Annotated in this window: 17 protein-coding genes and 7 tRNA genes; 16 read left to right on the forward strand and 8 right to left on the reverse strand. The window is 41.0% G+C overall.

What is annotated here, in order from left to right:
• Positions 1–29: 29 nt before the first annotated feature.
• The gene (gene accA / locus A6B40_RS05765) at positions 30–983 is read left to right on the forward strand and encodes an acetyl-CoA carboxylase carboxyl transferase subunit alpha (protein ID WP_025218187.1); all 954 of its coding nucleotides are present in this window, start codon (positions 30–32) and stop codon (positions 981–983) included.
• Between the two features lie 98 nt (positions 984–1,081).
• On the opposite strand, the gene A6B40_RS05770 is transcribed toward accA, so the two are convergent.
• Positions 1,082–1,157: transfer RNA gene (locus tag A6B40_RS05770), tRNA-Thr, on the reverse strand.
• 114 nt (positions 1,158–1,271) lie between these two features.
• Here A6B40_RS05770 and pdxY point away from each other — a divergent pair.
• The gene (gene pdxY, locus A6B40_RS05775) at positions 1,272–2,132 is read left to right on the forward strand and encodes a pyridoxal kinase PdxY (protein ID WP_025218188.1); all 861 of its coding nucleotides are present in this window, start codon (positions 1,272–1,274) and stop codon (positions 2,130–2,132) included.
• Between the two features lie 225 nt (positions 2,133–2,357).
• Here the strand turns inward: pdxY and tuf are convergent, their stop codons facing one another.
• The 5 genes from tuf to A6B40_RS05800 all read right to left on the reverse strand — a co-directional run bounded on the left by tuf (position 2,358) and on the right by A6B40_RS05800 (position 4,049).
• A complete protein-coding gene (tuf, locus tag A6B40_RS05780) occupies positions 2,358–3,542 on the reverse strand; it encodes an elongation factor Tu (protein ID WP_025218017.1) in 1,185 nt (394 codons plus the stop codon).
• A 114-nt stretch (positions 3,543–3,656) separates the two neighbouring features.
• Positions 3,657–3,732: transfer RNA gene (locus A6B40_RS05785), tRNA-Thr, on the reverse strand.
• A 3-nt stretch (positions 3,733–3,735) separates the two neighbouring features.
• Positions 3,736–3,810, reverse strand: a tRNA-Gly gene (locus A6B40_RS05790).
• 42 nt (positions 3,811–3,852) lie between these two features.
• Positions 3,853–3,937: transfer RNA gene (locus A6B40_RS05795), tRNA-Tyr, on the reverse strand.
• 36 nt (positions 3,938–3,973) lie between these two features.
• Positions 3,974–4,049: transfer RNA gene (locus A6B40_RS05800), tRNA-Thr, on the reverse strand.
• Between the two features lie 246 nt (positions 4,050–4,295).
• Between A6B40_RS05800 and coaA the strand changes: the two genes are divergently transcribed.
• From coaA to A6B40_RS05845, 9 genes are all read left to right on the forward strand, one after another.
• A complete protein-coding gene (gene coaA, locus A6B40_RS05805; RefSeq protein ID WP_176671822.1) occupies positions 4,296–5,246 on the forward strand; it encodes a type I pantothenate kinase in 951 nt (316 codons plus the stop codon).
• Positions 5,247–5,384: 138 nt separating this feature from the next.
• Positions 5,385–5,927 (forward strand): DsbE family thiol:disulfide interchange protein, encoded by a 543-nt coding sequence (locus A6B40_RS05810; protein ID WP_176671823.1) that lies wholly within the window; start codon positions 5,385–5,387, stop codon positions 5,925–5,927.
• Between the two features lie 8 nt (positions 5,928–5,935).
• Positions 5,936–6,418, forward strand: a complete 483-nt coding sequence (locus A6B40_RS05815; protein WP_176672328.1) for a cytochrome c-type biogenesis protein — start codon at positions 5,936–5,938, stop codon at positions 6,416–6,418.
• Positions 6,415–7,326 carry a c-type cytochrome biogenesis protein CcmI gene (gene ccmI / locus A6B40_RS05820; protein ID WP_176671824.1) on the forward strand — a complete coding sequence of 304 codons (912 nt, stop codon included), beginning with the start codon at positions 6,415–6,417 and terminating at the stop codon, positions 7,324–7,326. The genes A6B40_RS05815 and ccmI overlap by 4 nt, the downstream gene beginning before the upstream one ends.
• Entirely contained in the window at positions 7,323–7,922 is a 600-nt protein-coding gene (mog, locus tag A6B40_RS05825) for a molybdopterin adenylyltransferase (RefSeq protein ID WP_176671825.1), read from the forward strand. Before ccmI ends, mog begins: the two co-directional genes overlap by 4 nt.
• A gap of 9 nt (positions 7,923–7,931) precedes the next feature.
• Positions 7,932–8,270, forward strand: a complete 339-nt coding sequence (gene glnB / locus A6B40_RS05830; protein WP_025236863.1) for a nitrogen regulatory protein P-II — start codon at positions 7,932–7,934, stop codon at positions 8,268–8,270.
• 99 nt (positions 8,271–8,369) lie between these two features.
• Positions 8,370–8,849: a signal peptidase II gene (lspA, locus tag A6B40_RS05835; protein WP_176671826.1), complete on the forward strand. Its 480-nt coding sequence runs from the start codon at positions 8,370–8,372 to the stop codon at positions 8,847–8,849.
• Positions 8,850–8,859: 10 nt separating this feature from the next.
• Positions 8,860–9,804 carry a 4-hydroxy-3-methylbut-2-enyl diphosphate reductase gene (gene ispH, locus A6B40_RS05840; protein ID WP_176671827.1) on the forward strand — a complete coding sequence of 315 codons (945 nt, stop codon included), beginning with the start codon at positions 8,860–8,862 and terminating at the stop codon, positions 9,802–9,804.
• Positions 9,804–10,052: an FAD assembly factor SdhE gene (locus tag A6B40_RS05845; RefSeq protein ID WP_025248339.1), complete on the forward strand. Its 249-nt coding sequence runs from the start codon at positions 9,804–9,806 to the stop codon at positions 10,050–10,052. The genes ispH and A6B40_RS05845 overlap by 1 nt, the downstream gene beginning before the upstream one ends.
• Positions 10,053–10,103: 51 nt before the next feature.
• Here A6B40_RS05845 and A6B40_RS05850 read toward each other — a convergent pair whose 3' ends face one another.
• Positions 10,104–10,727, reverse strand: a complete 624-nt coding sequence (locus A6B40_RS05850; RefSeq protein WP_112110228.1) for a class I SAM-dependent methyltransferase — start codon at positions 10,725–10,727, stop codon at positions 10,104–10,106.
• Between the two features lie 153 nt (positions 10,728–10,880).
• Here A6B40_RS05850 and A6B40_RS05855 point away from each other — a divergent pair, with 153 nt between their 5' ends.
• The 5 genes from A6B40_RS05855 (at position 10,881) to A6B40_RS05875 (ending at position 13,256) form a co-directional block, all read left to right on the forward strand.
• Entirely contained in the window at positions 10,881–11,213 is a 333-nt protein-coding gene (locus A6B40_RS05855; protein ID WP_025218200.1) for a MaoP family protein, read from the forward strand.
• 67 nt (positions 11,214–11,280) lie between these two features.
• On the forward strand, positions 11,281–12,372 hold the full coding sequence (gene trmA, locus A6B40_RS05860) for a tRNA (uridine(54)-C5)-methyltransferase TrmA (protein ID WP_025342076.1): 1,092 nt from the start codon (positions 11,281–11,283) through the stop codon (positions 12,370–12,372).
• 92 nt (positions 12,373–12,464) lie between these two features.
• A tRNA-Ser gene (locus A6B40_RS05865) sits at positions 12,465–12,554 on the forward strand.
• Between the two features lie 79 nt (positions 12,555–12,633).
• Positions 12,634–12,723, forward strand: a tRNA-Ser gene (locus A6B40_RS05870).
• A 161-nt stretch (positions 12,724–12,884) separates the two neighbouring features.
• Positions 12,885–13,256, forward strand: a complete 372-nt coding sequence (locus A6B40_RS05875) for a YbaN family protein (RefSeq protein ID WP_025218202.1) — start codon at positions 12,885–12,887, stop codon at positions 13,254–13,256.
• Here the strand turns inward: A6B40_RS05875 and xerC are convergent.
• Entirely contained in the window at positions 13,253–14,164 is a 912-nt protein-coding gene (gene xerC / locus A6B40_RS05880; RefSeq protein ID WP_176671828.1) for a tyrosine recombinase XerC, read from the reverse strand. The genes A6B40_RS05875 and xerC overlap by 4 nt on opposite strands.
• Between the last annotated feature and the right edge of the window lie 28 nt (positions 14,165–14,192).

Genomic DNA, 14,192 nt, shown 5'->3' on the forward strand with positions numbered 1-14,192 from the left:
ATAATTTTGCCCATAAAAAGGAAAAAATAATGAGCCAAGAATTTTTAGATTTTGAAATGCCGATTGCCGAACTTGAGGCTAAAATTGAATCTTTACGAGCAGTAAGCGAACAAGATGATAAAATTGATCTTGATGATGAAATCAAGCGTTTACAAAAGAAAAGCGAAGAATTAACCAAGAAAACCTTTGCCAACCTTGATGCGTGGCAGATTTCCCGTATGGCACGCCACCCAAATCGTCCATACACGCTAGATTATATCGAGCAAATTTTCACCGAATTTGATGAGCTGGCTGGCGATCGTGCATTTGCGGATGACAAGGCGATTGTCGGCGGTATTGCTCGCTTAGACGGCCGCCCGGTGATGATTATCGGTCATCAGAAAGGTCGTACGGTAAAAGAGAAGGTAAAACGTAACTTCGGTATGCCTGCACCGGAAGGTTATCGTAAAGCCTTACGCTTAATGGAAATGGCAGAGCGTTTTAATATGCCGATTATTACCTTTATTGATACGCCTGGAGCTTATCCGGGTATTGGGGCAGAAGAGCGCGGTCAATCAGAAGCGATCGCTCGCAACTTGCGTGAAATGTCGCAACTTTCTGTGCCTGTAATTTGTACTGTCATTGGCGAAGGTGGCTCAGGCGGTGCTTTAGCTATCGGTGTGGGCGATAAAGTCAATATGTTGCAATATTCAACCTACTCAGTTATTTCCCCTGAAGGCTGTGCCTCTATTCTGTGGAAAAGTGCGGATAAAGCCTCAACCGCTGCAGAAGTAATGGGTTTAACTGCACCTCGCTTAAAAGAGTTAGAATTGATTGATAATATCGTTCCAGAACCATTGGGTGGAGCTCATCGCAATGTTGAGGAAATTGGACAAAATCTTAAACAACGCATTTTGGAAGATTTAGCAGAGTTAGACCAGCTTAATAAAGATGATTTATTAGAACGTCGTTATCAACGCTTAATGAACTACGGCTACGTTTAATCGATTTTTAAGAGCAAAGCGGTAAGATTTTTGTAAAAATTTGCAAAATCTTACCGTTTTGCATTAAGGAAACAAAAAGATAAAAGTGATTTGAAAAATGGTGCCGACTACCGGAATCGAACTGGTGACCTACTGATTACAAGTCAGTTGCTCTACCTACTGAGCTAAGTCGGCATATAGACAGGTTCTAACGAGGGGGAATTATAGCGATTTCTTTTCCGACTTCAACCCTCACGCCATTCAAATGACTAAAAATAGCACACATTGAGCTTTTAAAGGAGCAAGCAAATGAAAAACATACTTTCTATTCAATCTCACGTTGTCTATGGCTACGCTGGCAACAAAGCGGCAACCTTTCCAATGCAGCTTTTAGGGGTTGATGTTTGGGCATTAAACACAGTGCAATTTTCTAACCATACTCAATATGGGAAATGGGGCGGAATGGTAATGCCAAAAGAACAGATTGGCAGCATTGTAGAGGGAATTCACAATATCGATGAACTTCATCGCTGCGATGCGGTATTATCAGGCTACATTGGCTCTGCAGAACAAGTTGAAGAAATCATCAATGCATTCCATAAAGTAAAAGCGGAAAATCCTAATGCGATCTACATTTGCGACCCTGTAATGGGACACCCTGATAAAGGTTGCATCGTGGCAGATGGAGTAAAAGAAGGCTTAATCAATCTAGCAATGGCACAAGCTGATATCATCACACCAAATTTAGTGGAATTACGAGAGCTCACAGGCTTAACCGTAGAAAATTTCGAACAAGCCTTAGAAGCCGTAAAAGTGATTTTAACTAAAGGTCCGAAAAAAGTGCTAGTAAAACATTTAAGCCGTGTAGGTAAAGATAGCAATAAATTTGAAATGTTACTGGCAAACCAAGACGGCATTTGGCACATCAGCCGCCCACTTTATCACTTCGACAAAGAACCAGTGGGCGTAGGCGACTTAACTGCCGGCTTATTTGTAGCGAACTTATTAAATGGGAAATCAGATCTGGAAGCCTTTGAGCATACTGCCAATGCCGTAAATGAAGTAATGGAACAAACCTCAAAATCAGGCTTGTACGAACTCCAAATTATTCGCTCACGGGATTTAATCGTTAATCCACAATGTAATTATAAAGCTGTAAAAATTGCTTAATTGAAATTGTAAAATATTAATAGAAATCGACCGCTTGTAATGAATTTCTCATCACAAGCGGTCTTTTTTATTTCGTTTTTTGCGATTTGTTAATGGTATTACGTATATTCATACGATAATGGGACGTATGCAATACCCCCACAGTTAGAGCGATTAGAATGTCTATATAACAAAAAGAGGCATATCTTTCGATATGCCTCTCTTCTCGTTTATTGCTATCAAATATTATTTGATAATTTTCGCAACAACACCAGCACCTACTGTACGGCCACCTTCACGGATAGCGAAGCGTAAACCTTCGTCCATCGCGATTGGGTGAATTAAGCTTACAGTCATTTTGATGTTATCACCTGGCATTACCATTTCTACGCCTTCTGGTAATTCAATAGTACCAGTTACGTCAGTTGTACGGAAGTAGAACTGTGGACGGTAGCCTTTGAAGAATGGAGTGTGACGACCACCTTCTTCTTTTGATAATACGTAAACTTCTGACTCGAAGTCTGTGTGTGGAGTGATTGAACCTGGTTTCGCTAATACTTGACCACGTTCGATTTCTTCACGTTTAGTACCACGTAATAATGCACCAACGTTTTCACCCGCACGACCTTCGTCTAATAATTTACGGAACATCTCAACACCAGTTACAGTTGTTTTTGTTGTATCTTTGATACCAACGATTTCAACTTCATCACCAGTACGGATAATACCACGCTCAACACGACCAGTTACTACTGTACCACGACCAGAAATTGAGAATACGTCTTCGATTGGTAATAAGAATGGCTTATCAATCGCACGCTCCGGCTCTGGGATGTATGTGTCTAAGTGGTTTGCTAACTCAAGGATTTTCTCTTCCCATTCAGCAACGCCGTTTAATGCTTGTAATGCTGAACCACGTACGATTGGAGTATCATCGCCTGGGAAATCGTATTGAGAAAGAAGTTCACGAACTTCCATTTCAACTAATTCTAATAACTCTTCATCATCAACCATATCGCATTTGTTTAAGAATACGATGATGTATGGAACACCTACTTGGCGACCTAATAAGATGTGCTCACGAGTTTGTGGCATTGGACCGTCTGTCGCTGCTACTACTAAGATAGCACCATCCATTTGTGCCGCACCGGTAATCATGTTTTTAACATAGTCCGCGTGTCCCGGGCAGTCAACGTGTGCGTAGTGACGAGTTGCAGTATCGTACTCAACGTGTGAAGTGTTGATGGTGATACCACGCGCTTTTTCTTCTGGCGCGTTATCGATTTGGTCGAATGCACGAGCTGCACCACCGTAGTGTTTTGCTAAAACGGTAGTAATTGCTGCTGTTAAAGTTGTTTTACCATGGTCAACGTGGCCGATTGTACCCACGTTCACGTGCGGTTTTGTACGTTCAAATTTTTCTTTAGACATTTTCTAAAAGCCTCTTAAACAAAAACGGTTACAATGGAACAAAAGAACCCATTAACCATAATGTAGAAATTAATACTAATTGAAACTTATAGGAAAGAGTGAAGTTAGAAGACGTGGTGCTGATAGGCGGATTTGAACCGCCGACCTCACCCTTACCAAGGGTGCGCTCTACCAACTGAGCTATATCAGCGCTTGGAGCGGGCAGCGGGAATCGAACCCGCATCATTAGCTTGGAAGGCTAAGGTAATAGCCATTATACGATGCCCGCTGTTCTAAATTCGTCTGTCCTGCACGATTCAAAAATCAGAAATGGTGGAGGGAGAAGGATTCGAACCTTCGAAGGCTGAGCCAACAGATTTACAGTCTGCCCCCTTTGGCCGCTCGGGAACCCCTCCACGATATTTGAATACTTATTTACATTTAAGCAATAATGGTGCCGACTACCGGAATCGAACTGGTGACCTACTGATTACAAGTCAGTTGCTCTACCTACTGAGCTAAGTCGGCATTGCTGTGTCGTAAGCAAGTGATGTGCATTATAGGGAAATTTTAACGCTGTGCAAGTATTTTTTAAAAAAAATTTGAAAAAATCAATCTTTCGACTTTTAAATATACAAAATGGCTATTTTTTGTAAAAAACAGGCGATTTTATGTCAATATATACGGAAAAAGTAGCTTATATATTGTATAGTTACGCCCTTAATTTAAGCATTAAACTGATTAATTCATTATCAAAAAATTGAGATTTTGGCTATGAGCCTTGAAAAAAACACAAAAATTACTCCTTTTCTCACTTTTGATCGTCAACAATGGGCAGATTTGCGCAAATCTGTGCCATTAAAGCTCACCGAGCAAGATTTAAAACCATTATTAGGCTTTAATGAAGATCTTTCTTTAGAAGAAGTACGTACTATTTACCTCCCGCTTGCCCGTTTAATTCAATACTATATAGAAGAGAATTTAAAACGTCAGACCGTTTTGCACCGTTTTCTTGGCATTGAAACGCCGAAAGTGCCTTATATTATTAGTATTGCCGGCAGTGTTTCGGTTGGTAAAAGTACCTCTGCCCGTATTTTGCAAGCTCTGCTCTCACATTATCCTAAAGAGAGAAAAGTCGATTTAATTACTACCGATGGTTTTTTATATCCGCTTGCAACGCTTACTGAAAAGAACTTACTAAAGAAAAAAGGCTTTCCGGAATCTTATGATATTCATAGCCTCATTCGCTTTGTATCTGATATTAAATCGGGCGAGCGTAATGTGAAAGCCCCCATCTATTCGCATTTAACTTATGACATTATTCCTGATCAATTTAATGTAGTTGATCAACCTGATATTGTGATTTTAGAAGGATTAAACGTGCTACAAAGCGGAATGAACTACCCTTCCAGCCCACATAATGTATTTGTATCTGATTTTGTGGATTTCTCCATTTATGTTGATGCTGAAGAAGCACTCCTAAAGAAATGGTATATCAACCGTTTCTTAAAATTCCGCCGCAGTGCCTTTGCTGATCCGAACTCTTATTTCCACCACTATTCAAAATTATCGGAACAAGAAGCGATTGAGACTGCCTCAACCATCTGGGAAGAAATTAATGGTTTGAATTTACGCCAAAATATTTTACCGAGCCGTGAACGTGCTAACCTCATTTTGATAAAAGGGCAAGACCACGCCATTGAAACGGTAAAATTACGCAAATAATTTAACTTTTTCGACCGCTTGTTATACCTTAAAATCCGTTGAATACAACTCAGCGGATTTTTTATTTAAATCAATGCTTATTCGGCTATTTTTTGGTAAGCTAAGAACTTTGAAAGTGATTGATATTAGGCATAAATAATGAACAAAAAATTTCTACTTCCTTTAATTCTCTTTTCAGCGTTATCTGTGGCATTTTTGGTTCAACTCGCCCGTAACTCGCAAGGCGATGATCCGAAAAAATTAGAATCTGCCCTCATCGGTAAAACCATTCCTAATTTCAGTCTAGAATCTTTACTCGATGAAAAAGAGCAGATTAATCAAAATGTGGTAAAAATAGGCAAGCCTCGCCTATTAAATGTATGGGCAACGTGGTGTCCAACTTGTTATGCCGAACACGAATACCTTACCGTTTTAGCGAAACAAGGCGTGGAAATTGTTGGCATTGATTATAAAGATGAGCGTGAAAAAGCCTTAAAATTCTTGGCTAACTATGGCAATCCATATAAAGCAGTGATTTTTGATCCTAAAGGCTCACTCGGCTTAGATTTAGGCGTTTACGGTGCACCAGAAACCTTTATTATTGATGGCAATGGCGTCATCAAATACCGCCACGCAGGCGATGTAAACGACCAAGTATGGAATAACGTACTAAAACCGATTTATGACAAATTAAAAGAGTGATGAAAACAATGAAAAAATTTAGCCTATTCTTTATTTTTGCAAGCTCTGTGGCTATTTCTGCTCCTGTTGAGCTTCACAAATTTGATAGTCCAAAACAAGAAGCAGATTACCGTGCGTTAATTCAAGAACTACGCTGCCCGCAATGTCAAAACAACAATATTGCAGATTCAAATGCGACTATTTCCACCGATATGAGAGCGAAAACATTGGAATTGCTCAAAGAAGGCAAAAGTAAAGACGAAGTGGTGGAGTATATGATTGAACGCTACGGCAATTTCGTTACCTACAATCCGCCAATAACCCCTGCGACTATTATGCTTTGGATTCTGCCGTTAATTTTGATTGCGCTAGGGCTTGGCATTGTGTTACGCCGCAAAAAAGCGAAGCCGCAAGCGGTCAATTCTTCACAAAATTTTGCAAAACCGACTCAACAATTAAACCAAGATGAGCAAGATCGTCTTAACCAAATTTTAAATAAGGACAACAAATGAGTTTCTGGATAGCCATTATTTTTATTACTCTAATCGTCTGTGTTGTGGCGTTTTATCCTTTACTTAAACGGAATAAACAAATTGATGCTGCCAAACGAGATCGCTTAAATAAAGCTTTCTATTTTGATCGCTTAAAAGAAGTGGAAAACGAAGCAAATGAAGGCGTTATTGACGATCCTGAACGAACAAAATTAGAGCTACAACAAAATTTATTAGACGACATTCCTGAAACCGCACAGCCAGTGCAGGGCGAAAAATTAAAGCTCGGCAAGGCGTGGTTTGTTTCGTTGATTTTGTTTGTAGGTGGCATTAGCTTTGCAATTTATAGCAATGTCGGTTCGTGGCTTTCAAACTCAATGCTAGACACTACTCACCAAAAATTAGACTATTTTTATGAACGCTTGAAATCGGAAGATAAAAATCCGCTTTCAACCGAAGAGATGAACCAATTTGCGATGGCATTGCGCGTTGATTTGCAGAAAAATCCAAACGATGATCAGAAATGGTATATGCTCGGGCAAATCGGTATGGCGTTAGATGACGGTCAATTAGCTCACGATGCGTTTAGCAAAGCCGCTCAGCTAAAACCTGATAATTTAGCTTACAAATTAAGCCACGCTCAGCTTCTACTTTTCTCCGAAGCACCGGAAGATAAAACACAGGGCGAAACAGTATTAAAAGAGATTATCCGTCAAGATCACACCAATTTTGATGCCTTAAGCCTACTTGCTTTCCACTCGTTTGAAAAAGAAGATTTTAAAATGGCGGCGATGACGTGGGGAATGATGTTAAAGCTCTTGCCAGATGAAGATCCTCGTAAAGTTACGGTTGAGCGTAGTTTTAATATGGCATTATCAAATTTGAGCGAAGCCGAAAAACAAGAATTGCAAAAAGGTGGCCAAAAATGACCGCTTGTTTAAGTAAAGAAAAGTTGAAAATCGGCTTGGTGTCGGTTTCCGACCGTGCCTCGCAGGGCGTGTATCAAGATCAGGGCATTCCCGAATTAGAAGCATGGCTGCGTGCTGCTATTATTGGCGAATTTGAAGTAGAAACTCGCTTAATTCCCGATGAACAGGTAGAGATTGAACAAACGCTGATTGAGTTAGTGGACGTTCACGCCTGCCATTTGGTGCTCACCACCGGCGGCACCGGCCCGGCAAAACGAGATGTAACGCCAGACGCTACCCTTGCCATCGCCCACCGTGAAATGCCAGGTTTTGGCGAGCAAATGCGACAAGTGAGCCTACATTTCGTGCCGACTGCCATTCTCTCTCGCCAAGTGGGTGTCATCCGCCACGAGAGTTTAATTCTCAACTTGCCGGGACAGCCTAAAGCGATCAAAGAAACCCTCGAAGGCGTGAAAGATGAAAACGGCAAAGTGTTGGTAAAAGGCATTTTTAGTGCCGTGCCGTACTGCTTGCAACTGTTAAGCGAGATTTATATAGAAACTAACCCTCAAGTGTGCGAAAGTTTCCGCCCGAAAGCAGCTCGCAGAGAAAAATAGGAATAAACAATGAAAAAAATTGAAGCAATTATCAAACCATTCAAACTGGATGACGTACGTGAAGCCTTAACAGATGTAGGCATTAGCGGTATGAGCATTACTGAAATCAAAGGTTTTGGCAGACAAAAAGGGCATACCGAGCTTTATCGTGGTGCGGAATATGCGATTGATTTTCTGCCAAAAGTGAAAGTGGAAATTGTGATCCCTGATGAACTAGAAGAACAGTGTATTGAAGCGATTATGGAAACTGCCCAAACCGGCAAAATTGGCGATGGCAAAATTTTTGTTTATGACGTTGGGCGTGTTATTCGCATTCGTACCGGTGAAGAAAACGAAGAAGCGATCTAATTTGCAAAAAATCTTGTAAAATTGACCGCTTGTATAGACATAATATGTCTGAATAATCAAATGGGCGTACAACGTACGCCCCTAAATTTGGAAAATGAAATGAAAACAGGATTAAAATTCCTTTGGATTAGTGTAGTAACCATTATTATTGATCTTTGGTCAAAATATATCGTGGTACAACATTTTGAATTTGGCGAAAGTATTAATATCTTGCCTATTTTTAACTTAACTTATGCACGCAATTATGGTGCAGCTTTTAGTTTTCTCGCTGATCATTCCGGCTGGCAAAAATATTTCTTCTTAGGGCTGGCAATTGTGATTTCCCTCGCCTTAGTTGTGGCATTATGGAAAAATCAAGCGGTCAAAAAATTAGAAAATTCTGCGTATGCCTTAATTATCGGCGGTGCAATTGGTAATGCGATTGACCGTGCTTATAACGGCTATGTAGTGGATTTTCTCCATTTTTATTGGGATATTTACCATTATCCTGTCTTTAATGTGGCGGATATTGCTATCTGTGTGGGGGCAGGCTTACTGATTTTAGAAGCCTTTATAACGAAAAAAGAAAAGACAAAGTAAGAGTGATTAAATGAAAGTTTTATTAGCAAACCCTCGTGGTTTCTGTGCCGGCGTAGATAGAGCAATTTCGATTGTGGAACTCGCATTAGAAATTCACGGAGCCCCGATTTACGTTCGCCACGAAGTGGTTCACAACAAATTTGTGGTGGACGGTTTAAAAGCGAAAGGGGCGATTTTCGTGGAAGAATTGGACGAAGTACCGGACGATGCGATTGTGATTTTCTCCGCTCACGGAGTGTCTCAAGCGGTTCGTCAAGAAGCGAAAAATCGTGGTTTAAAAGTATTTGATGCGACTTGTCCGCTAGTAACCAAAGTGCATATGCAAGTGGCTCGTGCCAGCAAAAAGGGGACAAAAGCGATCTTGATCGGTCACGAAGGCCACCCAGAGGTGATCGGCACGATGGGGCAATATAGCAACGAAGAGGGCGGCATTTATTTGGTGGAATCGGTGGAAGATATTGCCAATCTGCCTGTATCGAACAACGATGAACTCACTTTTATGACCCAAACTACGCTTTCCATTGATGATACTATCGGCGTGATTGATGTGTTAAAAGAGAAATACCCTGCGATTCAAGGTCCTCGCAAAAACGATATTTGCTATGCCACCACCAACCGCCAACACGCGGTGCGTGAATTAGCGGAACAATCTCAGCTAGTGCTTGTAGTGGGCTCGAAAAATTCATCTAACTCAAACCGTTTAGCGGAACTCGCTTCTCGAATGGGCGTGATGTCAAAACTGATTGATGGCCCGCAAGATATTGACCCTGCTTGGCTAGAGGGCGTGAAAACCATCGGCATTACCGCAGGTGCGTCTGCCCCTGAAGTGTTGGTACAATCGGTTATTTCACACTTAAAAACATTGGGCGTTACGGAAGTGGAAACCCTTGAGGGCAATGAAGAAGATGTGGTGTTTGAAGTACCGAAAGAACTCCGTATTAAAGAGGTAAAATAATGACAGAAATTAACCGCTTTAAACTAGAATGGGAATGCCGTCGTGGTATGCGTGAGCTAGATAAAATGATTATGCCATTTTACAAAAATCATTTTGATGGACTTAACGAAACGCAGCAACAAGCCTTCATTGAAATGCTCGGCTACACAGATCCTGAACTCTTTCGTTGGGTGATGCTACAAGTGCCAGCCCCAACGCCTGAAATTTCAGAGTTAATTGAGTTAATGCGTGCGAAGATCGAACGTTAAATTAGTCTAATAAACAGAGGGATAAACTCAACTTTTATTCCTCTTTTACGTTTAATCTTCTAGTTTAATAATATGCTGTTGATAAGAAGGTACGTTTTGTATCACCTGCACTTTTTGCTGGTATGTATTCACATAATGATCAACCGCAGGCTTGACCAACATATAGTGACGTTGCTTTCCTGCTTCATCAGGCGACCAAAGATAATCATCAAAGCTAATTACTCCCCCTTTCCTAACCAAACGATGAGCAAGTAACGCATCAAATAACACATCAGGAGCTTCATGAGAGCCATCTACATAGATATAATCAAAATAACCTGCATAGCCATTTGCCAATAACTCAATCATTTTCTGATGGGAATGACCACGATGTTTATAAAATACTGCACTTAGGGATAACTGTTGGGCTAAGCTAATATTATCCACAAAACGCCGCTCTACTTCCCCCATATTCCAAACCCCCTGATGCTCAGCACCACCTTCCCAGCTATCTATACAATGAATCTCAACCTGAGGTTGATATTTTAAAGCCTCTTCCATAAAAAATATGGTTGAACGTCCTTCAAAAGAACCAATCTCTAAAATACGTAACGGCTTAACATATTCAAAAATAGAGACGAGAGAAGGAGTATTATGAGTAAACCAGTCAGAGCTAAAAATATATTGGTTAGACACATTTACCTCCAATTAAATCGTAATAATATCTTACAAATTACGAATCTTATCAGAAATTTTACTGCTTTTTATATGAAATCATTGATTTATTTTCTATTTTTGTTTAATGTATGCCGATTTTCTTTTCCCTAATTTCAAACAATGAGGCATATTATGGCAGATAGTTTTAGCGTTACACGCCGTTTTTTCGATGATAAAAATTACCCTCGTGGCTTTTCTCGTCACGGTGATTACACCATTCGTGAATCACAAACTTTAGAGCAGTTCGGTCAAGCATGCTTGGCTTTAGAAACGGGCGAACGTAAACCTAAAACCGCAGAAGAAAAACGCTTCATTGCTGTAATGAAAGGTGAAGAAATTGCACAAAGCGATATCGAAAAAGCATGGTTAAAATACCGTACGCTTACTAACAAAACTAAACGTATTTATACACTTTCAGGCAATGCCGGCAGCGATGCAGGCGATGATTTTAGTGCCGCTGAATAATAAATCCTAATCTAAAAACCACGAAGCCATTCGTGGTTTGTTTTTTCTTTTCTATTTGTGGTAAAAAATGACGCTTCCAATCGAACACTATTCCGATCTACTTGCAAAAAAAACCGAAAATCTGACCGCTTTACTTGCTCCATTTAACCCTCCACCGCTACAAGTGTTTGCCTCCAAGCCGAGCCATTTTCGTATGCGGGCGGAATTTCGAGTTTGGCACGATGAGGGCGAGCTTTATCACATTATGTTCAACCCGGAAACCAAAGAACGTTATCGTGTAGATAGCTTCCCAATTGCAAGCGAACTGATTAACCAAATGATGCAAGCCTTGCTGCCCGAAATCAAAGGCAACGAAATCCTCACTCGCAAGCTCTTTCAACTGGATTATTTAAGCACCTTGAGCGGTGAAATTACGGTTTCAATGCTCTACCATAAAACGCTAGGTGAAGAGTGGATTGAACAAGCTAAAGCGTTAAAAACTCGCTTAGAAACTCAAGGCTTTAAAGTACAAATCATCGGGCGGGCGAATAAGCAGAAAATCGCCTTAGATTGCGATTATGTTGAAGAAGTGCTACCGATTCACGGAAAAAATTACGTTTACCGTCAAGTAGAAAACAGCTTCACTCAGCCGAATGCCGAAATGAACATTAAAATGCTGGAATGGGCGAGAGATTGCACCCGAAACAGTGAGGGCGATTTGCTCGAACTTTATTGCGGCAACGGCAATTTCTCCATTGCGTTGGCGGAAAATTTCCGTAAGGTGCTGGCAACGGAAATTTCTAAATCTTCGGTGCAATCAGCTCAATACAATATTGAGAAAAACGGCGTGGAAAATTTGCAGATTATCCGAATGTCGGCAGAGGAATTTACCCAAGCGATGAATGGCGTCCGTGAATTTTATCGCTTGAAAGGTATTGATTTGAAAGACTACGATTGCAATACGATTTTTGTCGATCCACCACGAGCAGGGCTAGATCAAGACACACTGAATATGGTGCAAGAGTATGAGAGGATTTTATATATTTCTTGCAATCCAGAAACGCTGGCAGACAATTTACAGCAATTAAGCCAAACCCACCGTATTGAAAAAGCGGCTCTGTTCGATCAATTCCCTTACACCCATCATATTGAAAGTGGTGTTTGGCTGATAAAAAAATAGTTTGTGCTGAAAAAAAGAACGAATAAGCGGATTTTGAGATTTATCGCTTGACGATAAGTGCAATAATCTCTATTATTGCACACGTTTTCAACGGAGGAATGGCAGAGCGGTTGAATGCACCGGTCTTGAAAACCGGCGAGGGTTAACGCCCTCCGTGAGTTCGAATCTCACTTCCTCCGCCATCAAATTTAAGTCTGCTGATTTTGGTCAGCAGATTTTCTCTTTAAAGAGAACAAAAAAATCTAGAATTAGCTTCAACCCGGAGGAATGGCAGAGCGGTTGAATGCACCGGTCTTGAAAACCGGCGAGGGTTAACGCCCTCCGTGAGTTCGAATCTCACTTCCTCCGCCACTATTTAACCTGTTGATTATTCAACAGGTTTTTTTATTTCTATTTGCAAAAAATCTGAAAAAAGAAACCGCTTGTTATCATAGAAATAGTTTGAAATCCTTTTTCGCTTCCTTTAGTATAATTGCGATTTATTCTCAAAAACCAAATTACAATTAATTGCGATGAAATTACTTTATATTATCTGCGGGTTTATCTGCATCGGGCTAGGGGCTATTGGTGCAATTTTACCGGGGTTGCCTACCACACCTTTTTTACTTTTAGCCTTATTCTGCTTTACCAAAGGCTCAGAGAAAATGCACTTGTGGTTTATTCAAACCAAGCTCTATAAAAAATATTTGCAGGAATATGACGAGAAACGGGCAATGACGATGAAGCAAAAAATCACAATTTTAGCAATTTCCTTTCCGTTTACACTATTTGCCCTTTTAACTTTACCTCATATTGGTGGAAAAATCGCTGTTGCAGCATTAGTTGTTATTCAATATTGGTATTTCTTTTTCAAAATAAAAACTCTTGAGCCCCAAAAAGCCTAACTTTCACTCTTTCGCCTTGCCCTTGGGTGGGCAGAATCATAAATTTTTGCTAAATGTTGGAAATCCAAATGGGTATAAATCTGTGTAGTCGAAAGGCTGCTATGCCCCAATAATTCCTGCACCGCCCGTAAATCTCCGCTCGCCTCTAACATATGAGTAGCAAATGAGTGACGTAATTTATGTGGATGCAGATGGCTCTCCAGCCCTTGCCGCTCTCCCCATTTCTGCATTGCCAGCTGAATAGAACGGTGCGAAAGTCGCCCGCCACGTTTATTCAAAAACACCGCATTATCTTTCGGACTGAACTGCAAGCGCACCTCCAACCAACGTTTTAACGCCTTCAACGCTTGGGAGCCAATCGGCACAATTCGCTCTTTACTGCCCTTACCCTGTACTTTTACTTCTTGGGCAGACAAATCCATATCGCCTAAATCTAGTCCTTGCAATTCAGACAAACGCAAGCCAGAACTATACATCAACTCCATCATTGCGATATCACGCAGATCGCTCGGCTCATCGCTATCAATCGCGAGCAGTTGCCCCACCTGTTCAGCATCAATATTTTTCGGTAAGTGCTTTCCTACTTTTGGCGATTTCACCCCTAAAGTCGGGTTTACGGTCATTCGCCCCACTTTGATTAAATAGATAAACCACTGCCGCAACGCCACTAGTCTCAAGCCAATACTTTTTGCACTCAGCCCCTGTTTATGGCTTTGGCTGAGCATCCAACGAACCGTGCTGCTTTCCACCTCTTCCCAACGCTCGATGCCGGCTTGCGAGAACAGCTCACTCGCCGCCACTAGTTGGCGTTGATAATTGCTCAGCGTATGTGGGCTGACCTGCTTTTCAATTCGCAGAAAATCCCAATAGGGTTGAGTTTGTTGGAAGAGAGGGTTCGATGTGTTCATAGAATGGTGCAAGCGGTTGGATTTTCAG

It is taken from the genome of Mannheimia varigena, assembly GCF_013377235.1.
Classification (GTDB): domain Bacteria; phylum Pseudomonadota; class Gammaproteobacteria; order Enterobacterales; family Pasteurellaceae; genus Mannheimia; species Mannheimia varigena.

Coding starts and splice junctions, on each gene's coding strand:
- glnB (WP_025236863.1), top strand. CDS start 7,932: ATGAAAAAAATTGAAGCAATTATCAAACCATTCAAACTGGATGACGTA.
- A6B40_RS05845 (WP_025248339.1), top strand. CDS start 9,804: ATGACAGAAATTAACCGCTTTAAACTAGAATGGGAATGCCGTCGTGGT.
- trmA (WP_025342076.1), top strand. CDS start 11,281: ATGACGCTTCCAATCGAACACTATTCCGATCTACTTGCAAAAAAAACC.
- xerC (WP_176671828.1), bottom strand. CDS start 14,164: ATGAACACATCGAACCCTCTCTTCCAACAAACTCAACCCTATTGGGAT.
- lspA (WP_176671826.1), top strand. CDS start 8,370: ATGAAAACAGGATTAAAATTCCTTTGGATTAGTGTAGTAACCATTATT.
- mog (WP_176671825.1), top strand. CDS start 7,323: ATGACCGCTTGTTTAAGTAAAGAAAAGTTGAAAATCGGCTTGGTGTCG.
- A6B40_RS05855 (WP_025218200.1), top strand. CDS start 10,881: ATGGCAGATAGTTTTAGCGTTACACGCCGTTTTTTCGATGATAAAAAT.
- A6B40_RS05875 (WP_025218202.1), top strand. CDS start 12,885: ATGAAATTACTTTATATTATCTGCGGGTTTATCTGCATCGGGCTAGGG.
- coaA (WP_176671822.1), top strand. CDS start 4,296: ATGAGCCTTGAAAAAAACACAAAAATTACTCCTTTTCTCACTTTTGAT.
- A6B40_RS05810 (WP_176671823.1), top strand. CDS start 5,385: ATGAACAAAAAATTTCTACTTCCTTTAATTCTCTTTTCAGCGTTATCT.
- pdxY (WP_025218188.1), top strand. CDS start 1,272: ATGAAAAACATACTTTCTATTCAATCTCACGTTGTCTATGGCTACGCT.
- tuf (WP_025218017.1), bottom strand. CDS start 3,542: ATGTCTAAAGAAAAATTTGAACGTACAAAACCGCACGTGAACGTGGGT.
- A6B40_RS05815 (WP_176672328.1), top strand. CDS start 5,936: ATGAAAAAATTTAGCCTATTCTTTATTTTTGCAAGCTCTGTGGCTATT.
- accA (WP_025218187.1), top strand. CDS start 30: ATGAGCCAAGAATTTTTAGATTTTGAAATGCCGATTGCCGAACTTGAG.
- ccmI (WP_176671824.1), top strand. CDS start 6,415: ATGAGTTTCTGGATAGCCATTATTTTTATTACTCTAATCGTCTGTGTT.
- ispH (WP_176671827.1), top strand. CDS start 8,860: ATGAAAGTTTTATTAGCAAACCCTCGTGGTTTCTGTGCCGGCGTAGAT.